The organism is Salipiger bermudensis HTCC2601, assembly GCF_000153725.1.
Classification (GTDB): domain Bacteria; phylum Pseudomonadota; class Alphaproteobacteria; order Rhodobacterales; family Rhodobacteraceae; genus Salipiger; species Salipiger bermudensis.
Window position 1 is genome coordinate 113,986 of sequence record NZ_DS022279.1, and the last position, 23,321, is coordinate 137,306.

20 protein-coding genes are annotated in these 23,321 nt (G+C 67.8%); 12 read left to right on the forward strand and 8 right to left on the reverse strand.

Annotated features, from left to right (window positions below):
- Positions 1 to 239: 239 nt before the first annotated feature.
- Genes R2601_RS24460 through R2601_RS24475 form a run of 4 tightly spaced genes read right to left on the reverse strand, consistent with a single transcriptional unit; the run spans position 240 to position 4,672 of the window.
- Positions 240 to 1,082: a PPC domain-containing DNA-binding protein gene (locus R2601_RS24460; RefSeq protein WP_007803752.1), complete on the reverse strand. Its 843-nt coding sequence runs from the start codon at positions 1,080 to 1,082 to the stop codon at positions 240 to 242.
- Positions 1,079 to 2,692, reverse strand: coding sequence for an acyl-CoA synthetase (locus tag R2601_RS24465; RefSeq protein ID WP_007803754.1), 1,614 nt, complete (start codon positions 2,690 to 2,692; stop codon positions 1,079 to 1,081). The genes R2601_RS24460 and R2601_RS24465 overlap by 4 nt, the downstream gene beginning before the upstream one ends.
- Positions 2,689 to 3,858, reverse strand: a complete 1,170-nt coding sequence (locus R2601_RS24470; protein WP_007803756.1) for an acetyl-CoA acetyltransferase — start codon at positions 3,856 to 3,858, stop codon at positions 2,689 to 2,691. The genes R2601_RS24465 and R2601_RS24470 overlap by 4 nt, the downstream gene beginning before the upstream one ends.
- Positions 3,859 to 3,868: 10 nt before the next feature.
- Positions 3,869 to 4,672, reverse strand: a complete 804-nt coding sequence (locus R2601_RS24475; protein WP_007803758.1) for an IclR family transcriptional regulator — start codon at positions 4,670 to 4,672, stop codon at positions 3,869 to 3,871.
- A 208-nt stretch (positions 4,673 to 4,880) separates the two neighbouring features.
- Here R2601_RS24475 and R2601_RS24480 point away from each other — a divergent pair, with 208 nt between their 5' ends.
- The 4 genes from R2601_RS24480 (at position 4,881) to R2601_RS24495 (ending at position 8,539) form a co-directional block, all read left to right on the forward strand.
- On the forward strand, positions 4,881 to 5,882 hold the full coding sequence (locus tag R2601_RS24480; RefSeq protein WP_007803760.1) for a DctP family TRAP transporter solute-binding subunit: 1,002 nt from the start codon (positions 4,881 to 4,883) through the stop codon (positions 5,880 to 5,882).
- A 70-nt stretch (positions 5,883 to 5,952) separates the two neighbouring features.
- Entirely contained in the window at positions 5,953 to 6,441 is a 489-nt protein-coding gene (locus R2601_RS24485) for a TRAP transporter small permease (protein ID WP_007803762.1), read from the forward strand.
- A complete protein-coding gene (locus R2601_RS24490; protein ID WP_007803764.1) occupies positions 6,434 to 7,762 on the forward strand; it encodes a TRAP transporter large permease in 1,329 nt (442 codons plus the stop codon). Before R2601_RS24485 ends, R2601_RS24490 begins: the two co-directional genes overlap by 8 nt.
- Positions 7,763 to 7,774: 12 nt before the next feature.
- A complete protein-coding gene (locus tag R2601_RS24495) occupies positions 7,775 to 8,539 on the forward strand; it encodes an SDR family NAD(P)-dependent oxidoreductase (RefSeq protein WP_007803766.1) in 765 nt (254 codons plus the stop codon).
- A 30-nt stretch (positions 8,540 to 8,569) separates the two neighbouring features.
- Here the strand turns inward: R2601_RS24495 and oiaX are convergent, their stop codons facing one another.
- Positions 8,570 to 9,835: a 3-oxo-isoapionate-4-phosphate decarboxylase OiaX gene (gene oiaX, locus R2601_RS24500; RefSeq protein ID WP_007803767.1), complete on the reverse strand. Its 1,266-nt coding sequence runs from the start codon at positions 9,833 to 9,835 to the stop codon at positions 8,570 to 8,572.
- A 136-nt stretch (positions 9,836 to 9,971) separates the two neighbouring features.
- Between oiaX and R2601_RS24505 the strand changes: the two genes are divergently transcribed.
- The 7 genes from R2601_RS24505 to nanR all read left to right on the forward strand — a co-directional run bounded on the left by R2601_RS24505 (position 9,972) and on the right by nanR (position 17,831).
- On the forward strand, positions 9,972 to 10,919 hold the full coding sequence (locus R2601_RS24505) for a D-ribose ABC transporter substrate-binding protein (RefSeq protein WP_007803769.1): 948 nt from the start codon (positions 9,972 to 9,974) through the stop codon (positions 10,917 to 10,919).
- 65 nt (positions 10,920 to 10,984) lie between these two features.
- A complete protein-coding gene (locus R2601_RS24510) occupies positions 10,985 to 11,635 on the forward strand; it encodes a DUF2291 family protein (RefSeq protein ID WP_007803770.1) in 651 nt (216 codons plus the stop codon).
- Positions 11,632 to 13,179 carry a sugar ABC transporter ATP-binding protein gene (locus R2601_RS24515; protein ID WP_007803772.1) on the forward strand — a complete coding sequence of 516 codons (1,548 nt, stop codon included), beginning with the start codon at positions 11,632 to 11,634 and terminating at the stop codon, positions 13,177 to 13,179. The genes R2601_RS24510 and R2601_RS24515 overlap by 4 nt, the downstream gene beginning before the upstream one ends.
- Positions 13,179 to 14,246, forward strand: coding sequence for an ABC transporter permease (locus R2601_RS24520; protein ID WP_007803774.1), 1,068 nt, complete (start codon positions 13,179 to 13,181; stop codon positions 14,244 to 14,246). The genes R2601_RS24515 and R2601_RS24520 overlap by 1 nt, the downstream gene beginning before the upstream one ends.
- Before the next feature lie 10 nt (positions 14,247 to 14,256).
- Positions 14,257 to 15,297 carry a Gfo/Idh/MocA family protein gene (locus R2601_RS24525; protein WP_007803776.1) on the forward strand — a complete coding sequence of 347 codons (1,041 nt, stop codon included), beginning with the start codon at positions 14,257 to 14,259 and terminating at the stop codon, positions 15,295 to 15,297.
- A complete protein-coding gene (locus tag R2601_RS24530; RefSeq protein ID WP_007803778.1) occupies positions 15,294 to 17,078 on the forward strand; it encodes a D-apionate lactonase family protein in 1,785 nt (594 codons plus the stop codon). Before R2601_RS24525 ends, R2601_RS24530 begins: the two co-directional genes overlap by 4 nt.
- A 30-nt stretch (positions 17,079 to 17,108) precedes the next feature.
- A complete protein-coding gene (nanR, locus tag R2601_RS24535) occupies positions 17,109 to 17,831 on the forward strand; it encodes a transcriptional regulator NanR (RefSeq protein ID WP_007803780.1) in 723 nt (240 codons plus the stop codon).
- Between the two features lie 23 nt (positions 17,832 to 17,854).
- Here the strand turns inward: nanR and R2601_RS24540 are convergent, their stop codons facing one another.
- The gene (locus R2601_RS24540) at positions 17,855 to 19,207 is read right to left on the reverse strand and encodes a four-carbon acid sugar kinase family protein (protein ID WP_007803782.1); all 1,353 of its coding nucleotides are present in this window, start codon (positions 19,205 to 19,207) and stop codon (positions 17,855 to 17,857) included.
- Positions 19,208 to 19,318: 111 nt separating this feature from the next.
- Here R2601_RS24540 and R2601_RS24545 point away from each other — a divergent pair, with 111 nt between their 5' ends.
- On the forward strand, positions 19,319 to 20,146 hold the full coding sequence (locus R2601_RS24545) for a phosphogluconate dehydrogenase C-terminal domain-containing protein (RefSeq protein ID WP_007803784.1): 828 nt from the start codon (positions 19,319 to 19,321) through the stop codon (positions 20,144 to 20,146).
- A 146-nt stretch (positions 20,147 to 20,292) separates the two neighbouring features.
- Here the strand turns inward: R2601_RS24545 and R2601_RS24550 are convergent, their stop codons facing one another.
- Entirely contained in the window at positions 20,293 to 21,579 is a 1,287-nt protein-coding gene (locus R2601_RS24550; protein WP_007803785.1) for a multidrug effflux MFS transporter, read from the reverse strand.
- A gap of 5 nt (positions 21,580 to 21,584) precedes the next feature.
- Positions 21,585 to 23,204: an ABC transporter substrate-binding protein gene (locus R2601_RS24555; protein ID WP_007803787.1), complete on the reverse strand. Its 1,620-nt coding sequence runs from the start codon at positions 23,202 to 23,204 to the stop codon at positions 21,585 to 21,587.
- Positions 23,205 to 23,321: the final 117 nt, after the last annotated feature.

Genomic DNA, 23,321 nt, shown 5'->3' on the forward strand with positions numbered 1-23,321 from the left:
GGCCGGTGATCGCGCTCACGCTGGGGGCGTCGATACGCGCCTGGGTCCCGCCGCCTTGCCTCGGGCTTTCGCCGTGGATTGAGGTTGAGCGGCGCGAGGCGCGCGGGGCACGGATCCCCCGCCACAGCTTCGACTGTCACATCCGGACGGCGGGCTGGCCCTCGGAGTGGCAGGCGGATCCCGGCCTCTTCCTGCCGGGGTCGGCCCGTGGCCGGTCCCGGGTCACAACGTCCCGGTCGTCACGCCGCGATGATCAGCAGCTCCGCGGTGATGCAGGTCCGGTTTGCGCCGGGGCGCAGGGTGCCGCTCTTGGGCACGCCATCAAAGCCGACCGAACTGGCCTCGAGCCGCACCGCGCCGCGCTCGAAGCGCCCTTCATGTAGCAGAACCTCGGTTGCGTAGCTCTCCTGCATCGCGTCCTCGAACCGTGTGTCGATCAGGCTGCCGATGCCCTCGACGCGGGCCTGCGTCAGCTCTGACGCGGCCCGTGCCAGCAGCGCGTGCGGGTCTTCGTTCGGTCCCAGCTTGCAGAGCAGCGCCGGCTGCCCCTCCCCGACATGCGCCTCGGCCACCGGGGTGAACAGGTCGAACCCGGTCTCGGCGTCGGGCCGGACCTCGAACCCGGCCCCGCTCAGGCCCCAACCCTCGGCCACGGTGTCCTCGGCCAGAACCGACTCGGGCATCAGCAGATGGCCCATGCGCGGCGCGGCGACACCGTCCCCGGAGGCCCCGGACCACAGCCCGTGACAATGCAGGAATGGCGCGCCCTCGCGCCGGCCCAGATGCAGCCCGGCATCGTGAAGCCTCGCGGGCACCAGGCGATAGGTCTCGCTATACCAGGCCGCCCGCCCGTCACCCGGCGCACGATCCGGGATGACATAGGCGAGCCGTGTGAAGCTGGCATCGCGCAGGCGCAGATAGCCGCAGCCGTACCCCTCGGCCGCAAACGCCTCGGTGATCGCCTGATCGAGCGGACGTCCCGCCGCGAGGCGCAGCGTGAGGGGCTTGGCCCGGCAGGGCAGGGCGGTGAACCGATCCGGCGCCCGCGGCCCGGGATGCTGAAGCGGTGCGGGCAGGCTCATCCGGCGGGCGCCGTCTCGGGCAGGTCGCCGCGCGCTGTCAGTTCTTCGCGGATCAGCTTCTTGGTGATCTTTCCGTAGGCGCTCTTGGGCATCTCGTCCCAGAACACCACGTGGCGCGGCATCTTGTAGCGCGCGATCTTCGGGCCGAGCCAGCCCAGCAGCTCCTCCGCCGCCACGCCGTCCTCCCGCGGCACGCAGACCGCCACGCCGATCTCGCCCCAGACCGGGTCGGGCACGCCCAGCACCGCGACCTCGGAGATGTCGGGGTGTTGCAGGATCTTCTCCTCGATCTCGCGCGGATAGATGTTCGAGCCGCCCGAGATGTACATGTCCGAGGCGCGCCCGGTCAGGTAGAAGAACCCGTCCGCGTCCATGTGACCAAGATCGCCGGTCAGGAACCAGCCGTTGCGAAAGCTCTTGGCGTTGGCCTCGGGGTTGTCGAAATAGCCCGCGAACACCGCCGGCCCGATCACCGCGATCTCGCCGGTTTCGCCCGGCGCGACCTCCGTGCCCTCGGCATCCTGGATCTGCACCTGCATGCCCGTGCGGGCGAACCCGCAGGAGCCGATGCGCATCGCGCCATCGTCGGTGGAATGCAACGCCGGCGGCAGCACGGTGATGTTGCCGGTGACCTCGCCAAGGCCGAAATACTGCACCAGCTTCGGGCCCAGCACCTCGAGCGCGCGCACCTGATCGGCGCGGTACATCGGCGCGCCGGCGTAAATCATGTAGCGCAGGCTGGAATGGTCATGCTCGTGCACCGAGGGGTGCTCGACGAGCAGCTTGACGATGGTCGGAACGGTGAAGAGGTTGCTCACCTTCCAGCGCGCCACCAGCCCCCAGATCTCGTCCGGATCGAACTTGGCGCCGGCGGGCAGGATCGTCTTCACCCCGTGCGCCACCTGCGCAAGCTGGTGGATGCCCGCGCCATGAGACAGCGGCGCGACCACGACCGAGGCATCCTCGGGCCCGGTGCCGGGCATCAGGTCGCACAGATGATTGGTCACGACGAAGGCCATCTGCCCGTGCGTCAGCACCGCCGCCTTGGGCCGCCCGGTGGTGCCGGAGGTGAAGAAGAACCAGCAGGGATCGTCGCGCTGCACCTCGGCCACGGCCGGGCGCTCGCCCAGATGCGCGGCAACCAGATCCTCGTAGCTGTCGCCCAGCTCCTCGCCGATGCCGATCACGAAGGACAGCCCGTCGCAGGCGGCGGCGTGGTCCGGGAATTCGGCGCCGCAAAGCAGGCCCTTGGCCTGCGCGCTCGCGGCCTGATAGGCCAGATCGTCCGGCGACTGACGGAAATTCGCCGGCACCCAGATCGCCCCCAAACGCCAGCAGGCGAACATCGCCTCGAACATCTGGTTGTTGTTGGCCGACTGCACCAGCAGCCGGTCGCCCTTGCCCAGGCCATAGCGCTGCGACAGGGCGGCGGCGAAGGCGGCAGAGCGCGCCTCCATCTCGGCCCAGCTCCAGCTCTTCTCGCCCCAGACGAAGCCGATCTCGTCCGGGTGGCGGCGGGCGCTTTCGGTGAGGAAATGCGACAGGTTCATCACCCGGGTCGAGACCGGCACCAGCCCGGCCGAGAGGTCGATTGCGCCGGGCTGGCTCATTTCACCCGCTCCAGGATCGAGACGTAGTTGGTGACCGCGGCGCCGCCCATGTTGAACACGCCGGCGATCTCCGCGCCGGGGATCTGCATGTCGCCGGCATCCCCGGTCAGCTGCATCGCCGCCATCACGTGCAGCGACACGCCGGTGGCGCCGATCGGGTGGCCCTTGGATTTCAGACCGCCAGAGGCATTGACCGGCAGCTTGCCGTCCTTGGCGGTGATGCCGTCGCGGATGACGCGCCCGCCCTCGCCGCGCTCGGCCAGGCCCATGGCCTCGTATTCCAGCATCTCGGCGATGGTGAAGCAGTCATGGGTCTCGACCAGCGACAGGTCATCGAGCCCGAGCCCCGAGCGCTCGAACGCCTGCGCCCACGCGCGGCGGGCGCCGGCGAATTCCAGCACGTCGCGACGCGACAGCGCCATGATCTCGTTGACATGGCTGCGGGCGCGGAAGGCGATGGCGCGGGTCATCTCGGCCGCGGTCTCGGCATCGGCCAGCACGAGGACCGCCGCACCGTCCGACACCAGCGAACAGTCGGTGCGCCGCAGCGGGCCGGCGACGATCGGGTTCTTCTCCGAGACGGTGTTGCAGAAGGCGGTGCCGAAATCCTTGCGCATATGCGCCAGTGGGTTGGCCATGCCGTTGCTGTGGTTCTTGGCGGCGATCATCGCCAGCTCTTCGCTCTTGTCGCCGTAGCGCTGGAAGTAGCTGCCGGCGATCTTGCCGAAGAGCCCGGCAAAGCCGCCGCTGATGTCGGCCTCTTCCTTGCAGTAGCTGGCTCCGAGCAGGATGTCGCCCACCTCGGCGGTGGGCGTCGCGCTCATCTTCTCGGCGCCGACGACAAGCGCGATGCGGCCCCGCCCGGCAGCGATGAAGTCCATCGCGCCATGTAGCGCCGCCGAGCCGGTGGCGCAGGCGTTCTCGTAGCGCGTGGCGGGCGTGTGGGCGAAACGCTCGTCGCCCATCGCCACCAGCGCGCCCTGAAAGTCCTGCTGCGAAAAGCCGTTGTTGAACACGCCGGTGAAGATGCCGTCGACATCCTCGGGGGTGATGCCGGCATGCTCTAGCGCCTCGGCCACCGCGGCGGCCATCAGGCTCTCGGTGTCGGGGTGCTCGGATTTGCCAAAGGGTGTGTGGCCCCAGCCGACGATCTGCGGATCTTGCATTCTGTCCTCCTCAGGTGCGGGATGGCGCGGCATGGAGCCGGGCCAGAGTTGTTTCGATGGTGCGGGCGCCGTCCTGCAATTGCGCCACCAGCGCGTCGCGGCGGGGCGGTTGCATCCGGCTCTCGATCGCCGCCAGAGACAGCGCTCCGGCAAGGCTGCCGTCGGGGCGCCGCAGCGCCACCCCGAGGCCCCAGGAATCCGGCACCACGAGGCCGGGGTTGAGCGCGAAGCCGCTGTCGCGGGTCTGCGCCACGCGGGCGCGGATCTCGTCTGCGGGCAGCAGCGGGTAATCGGCGGCAAGGCGCGCGGCGTTGAGCTCGAGCATGGCTTCGGCCTCGTCCTCGGGCAGTGCCGCGAGCATGGCAAGCGAGCCCGCGCCCACACCCAAAGGGTGCATCCCCCCGGCAAGCAGCGCGTAGCTGCGAATCGGATAGGTGCCGTCTTCGCGGTGCAGGCACAGCGCCGAGGCGCCACGCGGCACCGATAGGAAGGCCGCGTCGCCGGTCTCCTGCGCCAGCCGCTTCAGGGTCTCGAGCGACAGTTCCAGCAGCCCATGACGGCGGGCCGCGAAGGTGCCGAGGATATAGGCCTCTTCTCCAAGGTAGTAGCGCCGGCTCTCGGGATTCTGCTCGACCATGCCGTTGCGCATCAGGGCCAGCAGTAGGCGGCGCAGCGTCGACTTGTTGAGGCCGCTCTGCGCGACCAGCTCGGCAAGGCTGGCGCCGTCTTCGGTCTGCCGTCCGACCATGCCCAGAAGCGCCAGCGCGCGGTCGACGCTCTGGCTTCCCGCCGGGCTGGAGGTGTCGCCCTCCATGGACTTGTGTTCCACATTATGGACCAATTTAAGCGACCCTTCCGGTGGCAGCTTTCGAAAGTTTCCCAACATCTATTTGTTTCATTCCCAATATTGCAAGTTCTTGTTGCCCGTGGCAATGAAGGCATTCCACTATGTGGACGCCGCGGGGGCAGGGAGGCCTGCGCGGCAGGGCCGGACGGGCCCGGACTTTGGGAGGACAGATTTGATGTTCGCGAAATTTGGCAAAACTGCCCTGGCCACCATGCTGGCGGGCGCGATGACGGTTGGCGCAGCCTCGGCCGAGACCCTGCGGCTGTCGCACAACACCGGCGACACCACGACCTGGCAGAAGGGCGCCGACAAGTTCGCCGAGCTGGTCTCCGAGGCCACCGGTGGCGACGTCTCGGTGCGGGTGTTCCCCAACGCGCAGCTCGCTGGCGGCGACCAGATGCGCCAGGCCGAGATGGTCGGTCGCGGCGCGCTCGATCTGGTGGTGACCTCGGCGATCAACGTGACGCCGCTGGTCCCCGAGATGGCCGCCTTCTCGCTGCCCTATCTTTATTCCGATTACGACGAGGTCGACGCCACCACGCAGGGCGCGCCGGGCGAGCAGCTCGCGGCGATCCTCGCCGACAAGGGCATCATCGTCCTGGCCTGGGGCGAGAACGGCTTCCGCGAGGTGACCAACAACACCCGCCCGGTGAAGACCCCGGCGGACATGCAGGGCCTCAACATGCGGGTGGCCGGCCCGATGTATATCGACGTCATGAACGCGCTCGGCGCCAACCCCCAGCAGATGCAGTGGGGCGAGACGATGACCGCGCTGCAGCAGGGCGTGGTCGACGGCCAGGAGAACCCGATCGGTGCGGTGATCATCCCGCAGCAGGTCTACGAGGTGCAGAAATACCTCACCACTTGGCACTATTCCTATGACCCGATCTTCATCGGCATCAGCCAGAAGAAATGGGATGGCTACGACGCCGAGATGCAGACCACGCTGCGCGAGGCCGCGCAGGAGGCGATGAGCTACCAGCGCGAGATCAGCCGCGAAGCCACCGCGACCGGGATCGAGTTCCTGCGCGAGAAGGGCATGGAGGTCTATGAACCCTCCGCCGAAGAGCTTGCCGCCTTCAAGGAGGCCACCCAGCCGGCCTTCGACGAGTGGGCGGCCAAGGTCGGCCCCGAGCTGGTGCAGAGCTTTCAGGACGCCATCGACGGCGCGAACTGATCCGCTTCCAAGACCGGCGTGTCCCCGCGGGGACACGCCCTTCGCGTCTGTCTGAGTATCGGGAGGCCTGATGTCCTTCATCCTGCGCGAGGCCGAGAAGATCATCTGCGCGGTGCTCTTCCTGGCCATGACCTTCCTCGGGTTCGCCAATGTCGTGGTGCGCTATGGCACGCATTATTCGCTGGCCGCGACCGAGGAACTGCTGACCAACGGCTTTCTGCTGCTGACCATCTTCGGCGCCGCCATCGCGGCCCGGCGGGGCGAGCATCTTGCCGTCGGGCTGGTGCATGACCTTCTGCCGCGCCCGGCGCGGCGCGTGGTCTTCGTGCTGTCGGTGGCGGCCTCGGTGCTGCTGCTGGCGCTCTCGGCGTGGTTTTCGTGGCAGGCGATGACGAACATGATCGGCAACGGGATGCGGTCCTACGGCCTGCAGATCCCGGCCTGGTACTATCAGGCGGCCGTCCCCTTCGGCTTTGCGCTGGTGCTGGTGCGCTACCTGCAGCACGCCGTCTTGGTCTGGCGCACCGGCGAGGATGACGAGGTGATCCCCGATGTATGATCTTGTCCCCGGGCTGCCGGCTGGCACCGAGATGGTCATCCTGTTCTTCCTCCTGCTGGCGCTGCGCGTGCCGGTGGCCTTCTCGCTCGGCCTCTCGGCGCTTTACGCGATGTGGCAGATCGGCTTCGGGCTGGAGCTCGCAGGCGACCTGATCGCCACCGGCATCACCAAGTTCTCGCTGCTCGCCATCCCGTTCTTCATCCTCGCGGGCACGCTGATGGGCTCGCTCGGCATCGCCGAGCGGATGATCCGTTTCTTCCGGGTGCTGATCGGCGCGACCCCCGGCGGCATGGGCGTCGTCGGCACCGTGGTGTGCCTGTTCTGGGGCGCGGTCAGCGGCTCGGGGCCGGCCTCGGTCGCGGCCATCGGGCCGATGATCATCAAGGGCATGGTCGAGGACGGCTACCCCAAGCCCTATGCCGCCGGGCTCGTCTGCACCGGTGCCGCGCTGAGCATCGTGATCCCGCCCTCGATCGGGCTGGTGATCTACGGCGTCATCGCCGAGACGTCGATCTCGAAACTGTTCCTCGCCGCCATCCTGCCGGGTCTGTTCATGGGGCTGATCATGCTGCTGACGCTACCCCTTGCCAAACCAGGAGGTGGCCGATCCGCGACGCTCGAGGCGCTGAGCCCTGCGCCCCATGCCGGCCGGCCCTACCTCGTGCAGCTGTGGCTGTCCTTCAAGGACAGCTTCTGGGGCCTGATGACCCCGGTCGTGATCCTCGGGGGCATCTATTCGGGCATCTTCACCCCGACCGAGGCGGCGCTGGTCGCGACGGTCTATGCGCTGCTGGTCGGCGGGCTGATCTACCGCACGCTGACGTTCCGCGGCCTTTACGACTCGCTCTCGAACGCCGCGGCCTCCTCGGCCACGGTGATGCTGGTGGTCGCCTACGCCAGCCTGTTCGGCTGGGTGGTCACCGTCGAGGATCTCGTCGGCAGCTATTCCGGCGCGCTGCTCGGCCTGAGCGGCAACGAGATGACGATCCTTCTGGTCATCATGCTGATCCTGCTCGTCGCGGGGATGTTCATGGACGCGGTGACGGTGATGTTCATCTGCCTGCCGATCTTTCTGCCGGTGGTGCGCGAGCTTGGCTGGGATCCGGTCTGGTTCGGCGTGCTGGTCATGGTCAACCTCGCCATCGGGCTGATCACGCCGCCGGTCGGCATCAACCTCTACGTCGCCGCCAACGTCACCCGCCTGCCGATCGAGCGCGTGGCCAGAGGGGCGACGCCGTTCCTGCTGGTCTGCCTCGTCGGGCTCGTGGTGATCGCTTTCGTGCCGCAGCTGTCGCTTGCACTGCTCGGCCCCGCCAACTGAGGAGACCTTTCCATGTCGCAAACACCCGAGCAGAAGACCGCCATCGTTACCGGGGCCGCCCGTGGCATCGGCCTCGCCACCACCAAGCAGTTCCTCGCCGAGGGGCGCCGGGTGGCGATGATCGACCGCGACGCCGAGGCGCTGATGGCCGAGGCGGGCGCGCTCGAGAACGTGTTGCCGGTGGTCTGCGATGTCTCGCAGCCCGAGCAGGTCGACGCGATGATCGCAGAGGTGGCCGGCGCCTTCGGTCGCATCGACGCGCTGGTCAACAATGCCGGCGTGGCGGATTTCGGCCCCATCGAGGAGACCTCGTTCGAGCGCTGGCGCACCGTCATGGCGACCAATCTCGACGGCGTGTTCCTGTGCTCGCAGGCGGCGATCCCGGAGCTGCGCAAGACCTCCGGCGCCATCGTCAACATCGCCTCGATCTCGGGGCTGCGCGCCTCGACGCTGCGGGTGGCCTACGGCACCTCGAAGGCGGGGGTGATCCAGCTGACCCAGCAGCAGGCGGCAGAGCTCGGCGAGTACGGCATCCGGGCCAACTGCGTGGCCCCCGGACCGGTGCGCACCAAGCTCGCCATGGCGGTGCACAGCCAAGAGATCATCGACGCCTATCACGATGCGATTCCGCTCAACCGGTATGGTTCGGAGGACGAGATCGCCTCGGTCATCGTCTTCCTGTGCTCGGACAAGGCCAGCTACGTGACCGGTCAGACCATCGCCTCGGATGGTGGCTTCCAGTCCACCGGTGTCGGCCTGCCGGCCCTCCGGACCTGAGCCGCAGGTCGCGTCACCGGGCGCCGTGGCCTAGGCGCGAGCAGCGCCCTGTTCGCCCCACTTGTCGAGCGAGGCGCGCAGCTCGGGATGATCGCCGGCCATCTCGTCGAGCGACCGTCCCGCCACCGCCGCGTCCCATGCCTGCCGGATCGCGCGGACTCCGGCCGATGTGCCCATCGGGTGGCCGTGGATGCCGCCGCCGCCGAGATACATGAGGTCGAGGGTGCGGCCCGTGCGTTCGTAGGTCTCGACGGCCTGGCCGCCCCATTGGCCCGAGCAGACCACTGGCAGCGGGCGGTCGTCCTCCGAGAAGATCGGCGTCATGACGTCGTGGAAGGATTTGACGAAGCTCTCGTCGGGCTCCCAGTATTTCGCGGCGATGCCGTTGATCTGGAACTGGTCGACGCCGAGCAGCCGCCAGATCTTCTGGTACGCTCGGAACTCCAGCCCGAGGGCGGGGTGCCGGGTCAGGATGTCCCAGCCGTTGCGGTGCGCATGCAGGCACAGCTGAGAACGCTTGCGCAGAAAGCTCATGCCGCCGTGGCCGATGGAGTTGATGTTCACCACCGCCGCGTTGCCGCCCCGCGCCGCGACGTAATCGTGATTGCGCATCATCCGGTCCGGGTCGGCCGAGGAGATCCCGAACGCATACATGACCCGTTTTCCGGTCTTCTGTTCGTGCGCGTCGATCACCGGCATGATGGCATCGACCCGCGCCTTCAGCGGCGCGTAGCCCGGGTCCATCATCTTCTCGTCGTCCTTGATGAAATCGACGCCCGCGGCGCAAAGCTCGGCGACCACGGCGGCCGTCTCATCCGGCGTGAGCCCCAGTGATGGCTTGATGATCGAGGCGATCATCGGTCCCTCGGAAACACCCATGAGCCGCCGCGACCCGCGGATGCCGAATTGCGGGCCGGGATGGCAGGCCCAGCTTGGGGGCAGGTCGATGTCCATCACGCGCACCCCGGTGAGCCCGCTGACGGCGAAGACACCGCCGATCGCGACGGTCATGAGGGCGGCGATATCGGTGCCGATGGCCTCGATCGGGAATGCGATGACCACGTCGGCGCGGTTGTAGGGGCCGGGGACCTCGGTTGGAAATCCCGGGAGCATGGCCTGCTCCAGCGCGGTGATCCGTTCGACCCGCGCTGCGCATCGCTTGCGCACGGCATCGGTCTCGCCCGGAAGCGCGGTGAAGGTCCCGGTCGACTGGTCCGACGCGATCTTTTCCGCCATCGCCTCGACGCTGCCCGGGCACTCGATACGGTAGGTGACGCGGATCATTTCATCAGACATGGGCTCTCCTCAATTTTCTCAAACAGTAGTACTCATCATACCTGTTGACAATCACAATATCATAACACAGGCTGACCCTCGATCAGGGAGGAACAGGCTCCGGTCGGGGCCGGTCTGATCAGTGGAGGAGAGTTACATGAGCATTACCCGCCGCCTTTTCGTTTCCGGACTGGCCGTCACCGCCGTGCTGCCCACCGTTCGCGCCGCCCACGCGCAGGACAAGGGGCTGATCGCGATCATCACGCCGAGCCACGACAACCCCTTCTTCAAGGCCGAGGCCGTCGGGGCCGAGACGCGGGCGCAGGAGCTGGGTTACGAGACCATCGTGCTGGTGCACGACGACGATCCGAACAAGCAGTCCGAGATGTTCGACACCGCCATCGCGCGCGGTGCCTCGGCGATCATTCTCGACAACGCGGGTGCCGATGCCACGGTGGCGCCGGTGCAGCGCGCGAAGGATGCGGGCATCCCGTCCTTCCTCATCGATCGCGAGATCAAGGAAAGCGGCATCGCGGTGAGCCAGATCGTCTCGAACAACTACCAGGGCGCCCAGCTCGGTGCCGAGGAGTTCGTCTCGCTGATGGGCGAAGAGGGCCCCTATGTCGAGCTTCTTGGCCGCGAGGCCGACACCAATGCCGGCATCCGTTCGGCGGGCTACCACGACATCATCGACCAGTTCCCGGATCTCGAGATGGTGGCCCAGCAGTCGGCCAACTGGTCGCAGACCGAGGGCTACGAGAAGATGGAGACCATCCTTCAGGCCAATCCCGGCATCAAGGGCGTGATCTGCGGCAACGACACCATGGCGATGGGCGCGTGGGCCGCGCTCGAGGCCGCGGGCCGCACCGAGGTGATCGTGGTGGGCTTCGACGGTTCGAACGACGTGCGGGATTCGATCCTCAACGGCGGCATCAAGGCAACGGTCCTGCAGCCGGCCTATCGGCAGGCGCAGCTCGCCGTGGAGCAGGCCGACCAGTATCTCGAGACCGGCTCGACCGGCCAGCCCGAGAAGCAGCTGATGGATTGCGTGCTGATCACCTCCGAGAACGCGGGCGACCTCGAGACCTTCGCGCTCTCGAGCTGAGCCAAGACGCGACGGCCCGGCCTCGCGCCGGGCCGCCCCACTTCCAGACAAACGCCGGATATCCCATGCGCCAAGCGATACTCTCGGGGGCGCTCGCCTGTCTCATGCTGCCTGCCGCGGCCTGCAAGATCGTGCCGAACCCCGATCCCGACGCCCAGTCCGAAGCCTCGGCCGCCCAGACCGACGAAGCCCGCATGGCGGTCTATGTCGAGGACCGGTGGCAGGGCGAGGTTCTGCCCGTCATTTCCGAGAACACCGTCTCCTACGACGACCTGCGGGCAAGGCTCGACGATGGGCTCGATGCCGCCGGCGCGGCGCACGGGCTGCGGCCCGAGGGCGAGGCCAACCCGTGGAATTTCGTCGTGACCGGCAGCGGCACCGTGACCGAGGCAAAGCTCGACAGCCGCGCCGCAAAGATGCAGGTCGACATGGATGGCGACGGCAGCGCCGACGTGACGCTGCAGCTGGGCCCGGTGATCCGGGGCACCGCGCTGCGCGATGCCATGCCGTTCATCGTCTTCACCGATTTCCGCGACCAGATCGAATTCGCCAAGCTTGCCCGGGCGATGAACGACCGCGCCAGCGCCGGGCTCGAGAAGCCCGAGGGTGACGTGGTGGGCAAAGAGGTCAGCTTCACCGGCGTCTTCACCCTGCGCGCGGCGGGCGACACCCCCGAGATCGTGCCGACCGAGCTGTCGATGGGCGGTGCGCCATGAGCGGCCTGGCGCATCCCATAGGCCTCAGCATCCGCGAGGGCACCAAGGTCTATCCCGGCACCGTGGCGCTGAAGGCGGTGGATTTCGACCTGCGCATGGGCGCAGTGAACGTGCTGGTGGGCGAGAACGGGGCCGGCAAGTCGACGATGATGAAGGTCATCGCCGGGGTCGAGCAGCTCAGCTCGGGGCGGGTCGAGATGGACGGCCGCGAGGTGCGTTTCCACTCGACCGACGAGGCCGAGCGCCACGGCATCGGCATTGTCTTCCAGGAGCTGAACCTCTTTCCCAATCTCACCGTCGCCGAGAACATCTTCATGGCGCACGAGAAGACCCGCCTTGGCGTCGATATCGATGCCGAGGCGCAGCGCGCCGAGACCCGTGCGCTGATGCGGCGGCTCGAGCACGACATCGACCCCGACACGCTGGTGGGCGACCTCAAGGTCGGGCAGCAACAGATCGTCGAGATCGCCAAGAGCCTGTCGCGCGACGCCCGCATCCTGATCCTCGACGAGCCGACCTCGGCGCTGTCGAATGCGGAGGTCGAGATCCTGTTCCGCGTCATCGAGGAGCTCAAGGCAGAGGGCGTGGGCATCGTCTACATCTCGCATCGCCTCGAAGAGCTGATCCGTGTGGGCGACTACATCACCGTGCTGCGCGACGGTGTGATCACCGGGGCGCAGTCGATGGAGGGCGTCGACATCGCGTGGATCGTGCGCAACATGATCGGCGAGAGCTCCAAGGACTTTGCCAAGGAGATCGAGCACCCCTTCGGCGAAGAGGCTCTGCGGGTCGAGAACATGCGGCTGGCCGACAGCGGCGGCGGCTTTGCGGTCGACGGCGTGTCGCTGTCGCTGCGGCAGGGCGAGATCCTCGGCATCTACGGGCTGATGGGCGCGGGCCGCACCGAGCTGCTTGAGGCGATCATCGGTCGGTACCACCACGTCACCGGCGATGTCTGGGTGCATGGCGAGAAGATGGGCAAGCCCCGCGTCGCCGACCGCATCGCGAAGGGGCTCGCGCTGATCCCCGAAGACCGCAAGCATGACGGGCTGGTTCAGATCCTGTCGATCCGCGAGAACATGACGCTGTCGTCGGTCGAGGCCTTTACGCAGGGCTTTCACATGGACCTGCGCGGCGAGCGCTCGCGCGTGGCCGAGTTCGTCAAGCGCATGGTGATCAAGATCGCCTCGCCCGAGAACCCGGTCTCGGCGCTGTCGGGCGGCAACCAGCAGAAGGTGGTGATCTCGAAGGCGCTGATGACCGGGCCGCGGGTGCTGCTCATGGACGAGCCCTCGCGCGGGATCGACATCGGCGCGAAGGCCGAGGTGTTCCGGGTCATGCGCCAGCTCGCCGCCGAGGGCCTCGGCATCGTCTTCGTGACCTCGGATCTCGAGGAGGTGCTGAGCCTCTCGGACCGCATCATCGTCATGTCGAACGGCCGGATCACCGGAGAATTCAGCAAGGAGGAGGTCACCGAGACGAAGCTCGTGACCGCGTCCGCCGTGGGCCATGCGCCCGACCGCGCGGAAAGGGAGACCGCATAATGACCGACACCACCGCATCCGCCGCCGCACCGCAGGCGGGGCCAAACAACACGCTTCTGCTGCTGCTGAAGGCCCGGACCTTCATCGCGCTGATCCTCGTCTTCGTCTTCTTCTCGATCTTCGCGCCGAACTTCCTGTCGACGGCGAACATGGTGATCATGTCGAAGCACGTAGCGCTGAACGCGTTTCTTGCCATCGGCATGACCTTCGTGATCGTGTCGGGGGGCATCGACCTGTCGGTGGGCTCCATCGTCGGTCTGTGCGGGATGGTCGCGGGCTACCTGCTGCTCAACGGCATCGACATCGGGCTGGGCTGGTCGGTGCAGTTCAACACGCTCGAGATCTGCCTGATCGTGGCGCTGGTGGGCATCGCGATCGGCGCGATGAACGCCTTTCTTGTCACCAAGCTGAACGTGGCCCCCTTCATCGCGACGCTGGGCACGCTCTACATCGCGCGCGGCGCGGCGATGCTGTCGAGCGAGGGCGAGACCTTTCCCAACCTCACGGGCAACACCGAGTACGGCTCGCACACCTATCGGATGATCGGCTCGGGCGACTTCCTCGGCATCCCGATCTCGATCTGGATGCTGATCGCCGTGGGCCTGCTGGCCGCCTACATCGCCAAGCGTACGCCGCTCGGGCGCTTCATCTACGCCGTCGGCGGCAACGAGCGCGCGGCCGGCCTCTCGGGCGTGAAGGTGACCCGGGTCAAGTACTTCGTCTACATGTTCTCGGGGTTCTGCGCGGCGCTGGTGGGCATCATCATCTCGTCGCAGCTGGTGGCCGCCCACCCGGCGACCGGCGACACCTTCGAGCTCAACGCCATCGCCGCGGCGGTGCTCGGCGGCACCTCGATGTCGGGCGGGCGCGGCAAGATCGGCGGCACCATCGTCGGTGCCTTCGTGATCGGCGTGCTGTCGGACGGGCTGGTGATGATGGGGGTCTCGGCCTTCTGGCAGACCGTCATCAAGGGTATCGTCATCATCGCCGCCGTGGTCATCGACCAGGCGCAGCAGAAGGTCCAGGCCAAGGTCGCGCTGCAGGCGCAGGCCGCGGTCGGCAAATGAGGGAGGCCACATGAGCCGCATCAGGGGCGCACTCATCGGTTGCGGGTTCTTCGCCCGCAACCAGCTTCACGCCTGGGAGGGGATCGAGGGGGTCGAGATCGTGGCGATCTGCGACCGCGACGAGACCCGCCTTTCCGAAACCGGCGAGGCCTTCGGCATCGCCCGCCGCTACACCGATGCGGAACGGATGTTCGAGGAAGGCGGCTTCGATTTCGTCGATATCGCCACGACCGTGGCCGCGCACCGGCCGCTGGTCGAGATGGCGGCGCGGGCCGGGGACGGCGCCGGTGTGCACGTCATCTGCCAGAAGCCCTTTGCCGAGAACATGGAGGACGCGCGGGCAATGGTCGCGGCGATCGACGCCACCGGCAAGACCCTCATGGTGCACGAGAACTTCCGCTGGCAGTCGGCGGTGCGTGCCGCCATCGAGACGCTGCGCGGCGGGGCCATCGGCACGCCGTTCTTCGGTCGCGTGAGCTTCCGCTCGGGCTATGACGTGTTCTCGGGCCAGCCCTATCTTGCCGAGGGCGCGCGGTTCATAATCGAGGATCTGGGCATCCATATCCTCGACATCTCGCGGGCGCTCTTTGGCGACGTGGCGCGGATCAGCGCGACCACGACGCGGATCAACCCCGAGATCCGGGGCGAGGACGTGGCCACCATGCTGCTGGCCCACGAGAGCGGCGTCACCAGCGTGGTCGACTGTTCCTATGCCACGCGACGCACCCCCGAGACCTTCCCCGAGACATTGCTCGAGATCGACGGCACCGGCGGCACGCTGCGGCTCGACGCGGGCTACCGGCTGACGATCCAGGCGCGCGGCGGCGAAGAGGTCCGCGACGTGGCGCCGCCGGTGCTGCCCTGGGCCGAGCGGCCCTGGCACAACATCCAGGAGAGCGTGGCGCTGATCCAGCAGCATTTCATCGCGTGCCTGTGCGACGGCCGCGCGCCGGAGACCTCGGGCGCGGACAATCTCCGGACCCTCGCGCTGGTCGAGGCCGCGTATCTCTCGGCTGCCGAGGGCCGCACGGTGGCGCTGGCCGAGCTATGACCGATCCCGTCGCGCTTTACGGCACTGCGGTGCCACCGGCCCCTGCCACCGAGCTCTGCCACGGCGAGGTGACGCTGACCCTGCAGGAGGGGGCGCTGCGCCACATCCGCGTGGGCGGCACCGAGATCATCCGGTCGGTGGCCTTTCTCGCCCGGGACCGCGACTGGGGCACCATCGCGCCCGAGATCGGCGCGCTCGAACGGCACGAGGAGGACGGCACGCTGCGGCTCGTCCTGCCCCTGCGGTTCGACACCGGCAGCGCACGGCTCGACGTGTCGCTTCAGGTGCAGATCGCGGATGGGCGGCTTTGCGTTGCGGCCGAGGGGCGGACGCATGGCGATTTCGAAACCAACCGCGCGGGGTTCACCGTGCTGCACCCGATCGAGGGCGTGGCCGGCTGCCCGGTCCGCGTCACCCATGGCGACGGTCGGATCGAGGACAGCCGCTTTCCCGAGCTCATCGCGCCGTGGCAGCCCTTCATGGACATCGCAGCGCTCGAACATGAGGCGAACGGGATGCGGGTGCGCTGCGCCTTTGCCGGCGACACCTTCGAGATGGAGGACCAGCGCCAGTGGGGCGATGCATCCTACAAGACCTACAACCGGCCGCTCGCGCTGCCCTGGCCCTACATTCTCGGCGATGGCGCGGCGCTGGTGCAATCCTGCGAGATCACCTGGAAGCCCGCCCCGATCAGCGCGCCGGCGCGTCCCGCAAGCGCGGCTCAGACTGCCCTCGTGCCGCAGACCGCGCTCGTGCTGACCGCCGAGGATGCGCGTCGGCTGGCGCGGCAGCCGGAAGATCTCGACGTGGTCGGCCCGCAGCGGCTGCTGTGTCATGTCGACGCAGCGGCGGGGCCCGCGGCACCGCAGATCGCCGCCTTTGCCGAGGCGCAGGCCGCGTTGCCCGGCATCCTCTTCGACCTCGAGCTCATCTGTCGCTTCGACGGCAGTCAGTCCCCCGGCGAGGAGCTTGCCGCCCACGCCGCCGCCGTGCGCGACAGCGCGCTGGCGCCGGCGTCGGTGTTCGTGTGCCCCTCTGTCGACCGCCAGTCGACGCCGCCCGGCTCGGACTGGCCGGACTGCCCGCCGCTCGAGGAGATCCACGCCGCCGCGGCCCGTGCCTTTCCAGACCTGCCGAGGGGCGGCGGAATGGCGAGCCTGTTTACCGAGTTGAACCGCAAGCGGCCGCCGCTCGGCCATCTGGATTTCGTGAGCCACGCCTTGTGCTCGATCGTCCATGCCGCCGATGACGGCCATGTCATGGAAACCCTTGAAACCATTCCGCATATCGCGCGCTCGATGCGCGAGATCATCGGCGGATGCGGCTACCGGATCGGTCCTGCGACCATCGCCATGCGGCAGAACCCCTACGGCTCGCGGACCATCCCCAACCCCGAGGGCGGGCGGGTCTGCATGACGGATGACGACCCACGCCATCGCGGGGCCTTTGGCGCGGCCTATGCGCTGGGGCTGGTGGCGGCGCTCGCGCCCTTCGACATCGCTGTCTGGACGCCCGCCGCGCTTTATGGGCCGCGCGGGCTCTTTGGCGACAACGGCCCGCTGCCGCTGGCCGACGCGCTGCGCGCGGTCTCGGATCTGGCCGGCAAGCCGGTCCGTGAGGCGGGCATCGCCGACGGCATCGCCACGCTGGCGACCGACGACGCGCGGCTTTCGGCCAACCTCACGCCTGCCATCAACAACGGTCTGCCGCGCTATGGCTGGCATCTCTCGCGCGGAGCCGAGATTGAGACTCGCGCCCAGAGAGGCTACTTATCAGGTTAACAGACCAGTAGACGCCGGAGGGCTCACGTCATGGAAAGCGGAACGCACGCCAAGGGCGACAAGATCGTCCGCCGCAAACTCTCGGAGCAGGTGCTTGAACGGCTGCACGAGATGATCCGCACGCATGAACTCAAACCCGGCGAATTCATGCCCTCGGAACGGGCGCTGATGGAGCGCTTCGGGGTCGGGCGGCCCGCCGTGCGCGAGGCGCTGCAATCGTTACACAATAGCGGCCTGATCACCATCAACCACGGCGAACGCTCCCGCGTGAACGAGCTGAACGCCGCCAGCGTGCTGTCAAAGTCCGACGAGCTGGCGCGGCTGGTGCTGGATTCCGCGCCCGCCAACCTCGATCACCTGAAACACGCGCGGCAGATGTTCGAGCTGGGCATGGTCCGCGTCGCCGCCGAGAACGCCACGCCCGAGGACATCGCCGAGCTGCGCGGCCTGATCGAGACGCAGCGCGGCGAACTTGGCGATGCGACGGCCTTCATCTCGACCGACATGGCGTTTCACCGCAAGCTCGCGTCTCTGGCGAACAACCCGATCATCCTGTCGGTCTCTGACGCGATGCTGGGCTGGCTCTTCGAGTACCACGTGAGCCTTCTGCACCGCTCGGGCAGCGAGGACGTGACGCTGGCCGAACACGCCAAGATCGTCGATCACATCGAGGATCACGACGTCGAGGGTGCCGTGGAGGAGATGCGCCGCCACCTCGAGCGCTCGCGCATCGTCTTCGAGCCGCGCGAGTAGCCTCCGCCGCGCCGCCGGTCCGCTCATCGCGGGCCGCCGCCGTCGCGGATCCAGCCGAAGAAGTCCTCGCTGCCCATCTGTCCGCCCTTGAGCGCGATCTGCAGCCCGTCATGCGCGCCACCGCCGTGACCGGTACAGAGCGCCGCGCCGGGAATGGTCGGTGCCAGCGCCTCGAGCGCCTCGAGTCCGAGCGCGCGCATCCCGTGGCCCGAGGTGTCGCCGCCCGAGATCACCGCCCGGCGCAGACCGCTCTGGCGCAACACCCGGTCCAGCACGCGTCCCAGCGCCTGGCCGATGCGGGCGTTGGCGGTTTCCATGTCAGTCGCGCTGCCCGAGAGCGCCGTGCGGAATGCCGCGACGCGTGGATCGTCCGGCCCGCCGGCAGAGGTGACGAGCGGGCTCGCGCCGCGCTCTGCCGCGCTCAGCGCGGCTCTGGCGCAGCGGTCGATTTCCGCCTCCAGCGCCTCGGGTGATCCCAGCACCGCGCCCGTGTCAAAGGCGATAAGCTCGAAGCCATGCGCCGCGGACCAGTCGAGCTGCTGCGCCGTGCTGGGCGAGACCGAGCCAGAGACCGCGGCGATCCGGTCGACCCCGCCGGCGCTTTCGGGGGCGGGAGGGGGCGGCAGCGTGCCGGTCTCCTGCCAGTGTCGCACCAGCGCGTATTCGAGCCCCTGCGAGCCCACAGCCACGCGCAGCCGCTCCCGGTTTTCCCAGACCAGCCGGCCCACCGCTGCCTCGCTTCTGGGCTCCATGCTGTCGAACGACAGGATGCGCGCGCCCGCGGCCAGAGCCGCGTCGAGCGCGGCCTGCGGATCGTCGGACCAGAGCGCTTCGAGGTCGACCAGCCGGGAGGGCAGGTCGGTCTGCTCGGCAAGGTGGCGCAGCAGGTCGGCTTCGGTCATCGGTGTCACCGGGTGGCGCGACATGACCGGGTGGCGGTCCAGCCGGAAGACGCCGTCGAAGGTGCCGGCAAAGAGATGCCCAAACGACTGGTAGCGGCGCATCTGCGGCGCGGCGGTCACAAGCGGCACGGCGTCGGACGGCCGCTGCGCAAGGCAGAGCGCGAGGGCGGTGCCGATGTTGCCGGAGTTGGGCGAGGAATCGAAGGTCGAGCAGACCTTGTAGTGCAGGATTTCGGCCCCCGTCGCATCAAGCCAGGCGAGCGGCGCGGGCAGATGCGCGCGCATCCAGTCCGGCCCGTGGGTGCGGGCGGTGGTGGCGATGCCCACCGCTTGGGCCGTGGCGAAGCGTGCGGTCAGCGCCTCTGAGGGGATGTCGGAGAACAGCACCGTCTTCAGACCTGCGAACGCCAGAACCTCCATCACGGCGGCGGAACCGGTGAAATCATCCCCAAGCCAGGCCAGTTTCGGCGTCATCGTGTGCTCCTCCCCCTGCTGCCACCGCGGACAATCGCAGTTGACATTACTTGTTGCATATTATCTGATCATACCAGTTGAACAACCCCTGAACCCGGAGGAGAACCTGCAATGACCAAAGTCGCGCTTTTCGGAGCCGGCGGCAAAATGGGAGTCCGTCTGTCGCTGAACCTTGCGAAGACGGATTTCGACGTCGCCCACATCGAGATCAGCGACCCCGGCAAGGACCGGCTTCGCGCCGAGGTCGGCGTGGAGGCCGTCGATGCAGAGACCGGGCTGGAGGGGGCCGAGGTCGTTATCCTCGCGGTGCCGGACACGGTCATTGGCAAGGTTGCGGCGAAGGTGGTGCCGGAGCTCGCGCCCGGGACGATGGTGGTGATCCTCGACGCGGCGGCGCCCTTTGCCGGGCATCTGCCCGAGCGGGACGACATCACCTATTTCGTCACCCACCCCTGCCACCCGCCGATCTTCAACGACGAGAGCACCGAGGCGGGCCGCAACGACCATTTCGGCGGGGTCGCGGCGCAGCAGGGCGTGGTCAACGCGCTGATGCAGGGACCCGAAGAGCACTACGTGCTGGGAGAGGCGGTCGCAAAGGCCATCTACGCCCCGGTGGCGCGCAGCTACCGGGTTACCGTCGAGCAGATGGCGCTGCTCGAGCCTGGTCTTTCCGAGACCGTCTGCGCCTCGCTTCTCGTGGTGATGCGCGAGGCCATGGACGAGGTCGTCTCGCGCGGGGTGAGCTACGACTGCGCCCGTGACTTCCTGCTGGGGCACATGAACATCCTCGGCGCAGTGATCTTCGACGAGGTCGAAGGCCAGTTTTCGGACGCCTGCAACAAGGCGATCGAGTTCGGCAAGCCAGCGCTGATGCGCGACGACTGGAAGAACGTTCTAGAGATGGAAGAAGTCGCGGCCAGCATCCAGCGCATCACCTGACGGCACCGTCGCGACCGCGTGCCGGCACACCGGCGCGCGCCGGGAGATCGCCGGCCAAGGCGCAGGGCGACCGGCATTCGCGATGCCCGGTCTCGTCATCTTGCCGGCAAGAGGGGGACCCTCTTGCCGGCAAGCCCCATTGATCTTCAGCCGCGTCCTGCCGTTGCCGCGCGGGCAGAGACCCTGCGGTCCACCAGGGTCATCACCAGAACGAGGGTCGCGGCCAGAGGCACCAGAACGGTGATCCCGGCCACCGGATCCGCAAAGACGGCGGCCAGCGTCAGCGACCCCACGAAGCCGACGCCGATCTGAAGGAAGCCGAGCACGGCAGAGGCGGCGCCGAACGCCTCCGAGCGACGGCGCAGGGTCTCGGAGACGAGACCGGGCATGGCCAACCCGTTCCCCATCACCCAAAGCCATATGCCGGCCATGTAGCTCCACGGGGCAGGGTGGGTTGCGACGGGCAGCAGGACGAAGAGCACACCCCCGCAAAAGATCGCCGCGATCCCCAGAGAGGTGACCCGCGCGGAGCCGATCCGCCGCGACAACCGGGTTGCCAGCAGCGACCCGGCGACGAAACAGCTGGTCTGCGACATGGTGACGAGCCCGAAGCCGAGCGTCCCGAGCCCCAGCCGGTCCATCATCAGGAAGGGCAGGCCGGCGGTCATAGTGTAGATCCCGCCGATGCAGAGGCCGATGGTCATCGCCATCCGAAGGAAGGCGCCGTGGCGCAGAATTGCCACGTAGTCGTCCAGCCGCGCACGCAGCTGCATCGGGCGCCGGTGGGAAGGGGGCAGGGATTCGCGCAGGAACAGCAGCGACACGATCATCATGACGATCCCGAGCGCTGTCATCATCGCAAAGACGCTGCGCCAAGGGGCCACCTGCAACAACAGCGCGGCGGCAAACGGGGCGATCAGCGGCAGGACCGCGTTGAAGGTGTTGGTGACGGAAAACACCGATGAGGCGACGTCGCCGCTATATTGGTCGCGGACCATCGCCCGCGACACCACGAGACCGGAGGACACGCCCACGCCCTGCAGCAGCCGCGCCACGATCAGAAGCCAGAGGCTTTCCGCCGCCATGCCGGTGAGCGATCCGACGACGTAGATCGCGGCGAAGACCAGTGCCGTCCGGCGGCGTCCGATACAGTCGGCCACGGCGCCAGCCAGAAGCTGGCATATGGCGAAGGCACCGAGATAGAGGGAGATCAGCAGGGTGACATGCGACGGTGCAATGGCCAGTTCCTGCGCGAGCAGGGGCAGGGCGGGGGTCAGGACCCCCATGCTGAGCGGCCCGGCGGTGATCAGCAGCGCGCCGATCACCGCCGAGCGCAAGGGAGGCATGACCGCCACCGGATCGCTGCCGACCGCATGCCGGCTGGTGACCGGGGTCACCGCGGCGGGCGAAGCGTCGTTCAGGCGGTCATGCATTCCGGTCAGCCCATCCGGATGCCGGTGAAGTCCTGATACCAGCTCTGGGCGGGATCGAAGTCTTCCACGTTCGGCGCAAGCGCGCGCGGGTTCATGTCGTGCACGACGAAGAGCCAGGGCGCTTCTTCGACCAGCACCTCGTGGGCGCGGGCCAGAAGCGCATCAACCTCTTCGGGGTCGAAGGTCACGCCGACCTGATCGATGAGCGCATCGAACTCTTCATTCTGCCAGTAGCCCCAGTTCGAGCCCACGGGCGGCAGGTTCGAGCCGTGGAACCAGCGCTGCCATTCCGCCGGTCCGGGGAAGGACAGGCTCATGTTGATCGCGTCCGCCCCTTCGCGCGCGGGGGAGTCCTTCTCGGCGCGGAAGGCGTTGATGAGCTGGCCCCATTCAAGCACCTCGATCTCGCAGGCGAACCCGACCTCGTTGAGGTTCTGCTGCATCAGCTGGTTCATCTGAACCGGCAGCAGCTGCCCCGAACCGGACGACGAGGTCAGAACCTTCATCGGGACCTTGTTGTCGGGGCCGTAGCCTGCTTCGGCCAGCAGTTCACGGGCGCGGTCGGGGTCGTACTTGTAGTCCTGCGTGGGCGAGCCGTACCAGGCATCTTCCGGCGGCACGTAGCCCGAGGCCGGGCGCACGGTGCCATTCATCAGGTAGGCGAGGCCTTCGCGGTCGATGGCGTAGTTCGCGGCCTGACGCACCCGCTTGTCGAGGAAGGGCGAGCCCTCGTTGAACGAGAAGATGTGCGGCCAGATGTGGGGGTAGGTCTTCATCGAGATCTCGAACCCCGCGGCTTCGAGGCCCGGGATCGCATCCGGCGGCGGCACCTCGATCCAGTCGACCTGACCGGAGCGCAGCGCGGCCAGTCGGGTGTTGGCGTCGGGGATCGGTGTCAGAACGATCTCGTCCACCTGCGCCATGCGTGCGGGGTCCCAGTAATCGGGGTTCTTCTGCATGGTGATCGACTGGCGCGGCACCACATTGGTGATGCGGAACGGGCCGGTGCCGGCCGGATCCTGCCCGACCTGCCCCCAATCGCCGCCCTTTTCCTCGAATTTCGAGGGGCTGGCAAAGAGCAGCTGCGTCAGCGCCTGCGGGAAATACGACGACGGCGCGGTCGTGATGAGGGCGATCGTCATGTCGTCGATCTTTTCCCAGCTCGACATCTGCGAGACGCGGCCCTGCGCGGTCCCGGCCGCGGCGACCTCGAACTGCGGGCTGTCCTCGTCCCAGAAACGCTCAAGGTTCCAGATCGCCGCATCCGCATTCCACAGCGTGCCGTCGTGGAAGGCCACGTCGGGGCGCAGGTTGAAGATCCAGCGCGTGTTGTCCTCGGGGTCGATTTCCCAGCTCTTGGCAAGGCCGGGCATGGTCTCGGCGCGGCGATCGGTGTCTTCGCGCAGGTTCCAGGCGACCAGCGGTTCGAACACCGGGTAGCCGGCAAAGCGCATGCCTTCGCCACCCTGGCTGGGCATGCCGGTGGTGGTGGGGATGTCGGACAGGGTCATCGCGATGCGCAGGCGCTGCGTGCCCTGCGCCATCGCCGGAAGCCCGAGCATGCCGGCAAACGGTGCGGCGGTCGCGGCTGCCAGACCGGTCTGGAAGAAAGTTCTGCGTTTCATGTCTTACTCCTGTTGGCAGGGCGGCGCGACCTTGGCGCGCCGGTCCGATCCGCGCTTGTGTGGCGGACTGTGCCTGCAGAAGAACCACGATCCGGGCGGCGAGGGGATGCAAAATCC

What these genes read in the sequence shown, in the direction of transcription:
- R2601_RS24460 (WP_007803752.1), bottom strand. Translation starts at nt 1,082, where the DNA reads ATGAGCCTGCCCGCACCGCTTCAGCATCCCGGGCCGCGGGCGCCGGAT.
- R2601_RS24465 (WP_007803754.1), bottom strand. Translation starts at nt 2,692, where the DNA reads ATGAGCCAGCCCGGCGCAATCGACCTCTCGGCCGGGCTGGTGCCGGTC.
- R2601_RS24470 (WP_007803756.1), bottom strand. Translation starts at nt 3,858, where the DNA reads ATGCAAGATCCGCAGATCGTCGGCTGGGGCCACACACCCTTTGGCAAA.
- R2601_RS24475 (WP_007803758.1), bottom strand. Translation starts at nt 4,672, where the DNA reads ATGGAGGGCGACACCTCCAGCCCGGCGGGAAGCCAGAGCGTCGACCGC.
- R2601_RS24480 (WP_007803760.1), top strand. Translation starts at nt 4,881, where the DNA reads ATGTTCGCGAAATTTGGCAAAACTGCCCTGGCCACCATGCTGGCGGGC.
- R2601_RS24485 (WP_007803762.1), top strand. Translation starts at nt 5,953, where the DNA reads ATGTCCTTCATCCTGCGCGAGGCCGAGAAGATCATCTGCGCGGTGCTC.
- R2601_RS24490 (WP_007803764.1), top strand. Translation starts at nt 6,434, where the DNA reads ATGTATGATCTTGTCCCCGGGCTGCCGGCTGGCACCGAGATGGTCATC.
- R2601_RS24495 (WP_007803766.1), top strand. Translation starts at nt 7,775, where the DNA reads ATGTCGCAAACACCCGAGCAGAAGACCGCCATCGTTACCGGGGCCGCC.
- oiaX (WP_007803767.1), bottom strand. Translation starts at nt 9,835, where the DNA reads ATGTCTGATGAAATGATCCGCGTCACCTACCGTATCGAGTGCCCGGGC.
- R2601_RS24505 (WP_007803769.1), top strand. Translation starts at nt 9,972, where the DNA reads ATGAGCATTACCCGCCGCCTTTTCGTTTCCGGACTGGCCGTCACCGCC.
- R2601_RS24510 (WP_007803770.1), top strand. Translation starts at nt 10,985, where the DNA reads ATGCGCCAAGCGATACTCTCGGGGGCGCTCGCCTGTCTCATGCTGCCT.
- R2601_RS24515 (WP_007803772.1), top strand. Translation starts at nt 11,632, where the DNA reads ATGAGCGGCCTGGCGCATCCCATAGGCCTCAGCATCCGCGAGGGCACC.
- R2601_RS24520 (WP_007803774.1), top strand. Translation starts at nt 13,179, where the DNA reads ATGACCGACACCACCGCATCCGCCGCCGCACCGCAGGCGGGGCCAAAC.
- R2601_RS24525 (WP_007803776.1), top strand. Translation starts at nt 14,257, where the DNA reads ATGAGCCGCATCAGGGGCGCACTCATCGGTTGCGGGTTCTTCGCCCGC.
- R2601_RS24530 (WP_007803778.1), top strand. Translation starts at nt 15,294, where the DNA reads ATGACCGATCCCGTCGCGCTTTACGGCACTGCGGTGCCACCGGCCCCT.
- nanR (WP_007803780.1), top strand. Translation starts at nt 17,109, where the DNA reads ATGGAAAGCGGAACGCACGCCAAGGGCGACAAGATCGTCCGCCGCAAA.
- R2601_RS24540 (WP_007803782.1), bottom strand. Translation starts at nt 19,207, where the DNA reads ATGACGCCGAAACTGGCCTGGCTTGGGGATGATTTCACCGGTTCCGCC.
- R2601_RS24545 (WP_007803784.1), top strand. Translation starts at nt 19,319, where the DNA reads ATGACCAAAGTCGCGCTTTTCGGAGCCGGCGGCAAAATGGGAGTCCGT.
- R2601_RS24550 (WP_007803785.1), bottom strand. Translation starts at nt 21,579, where the DNA reads ATGCATGACCGCCTGAACGACGCTTCGCCCGCCGCGGTGACCCCGGTC.
- R2601_RS24555 (WP_007803787.1), bottom strand. Translation starts at nt 23,204, where the DNA reads ATGAAACGCAGAACTTTCTTCCAGACCGGTCTGGCAGCCGCGACCGCC.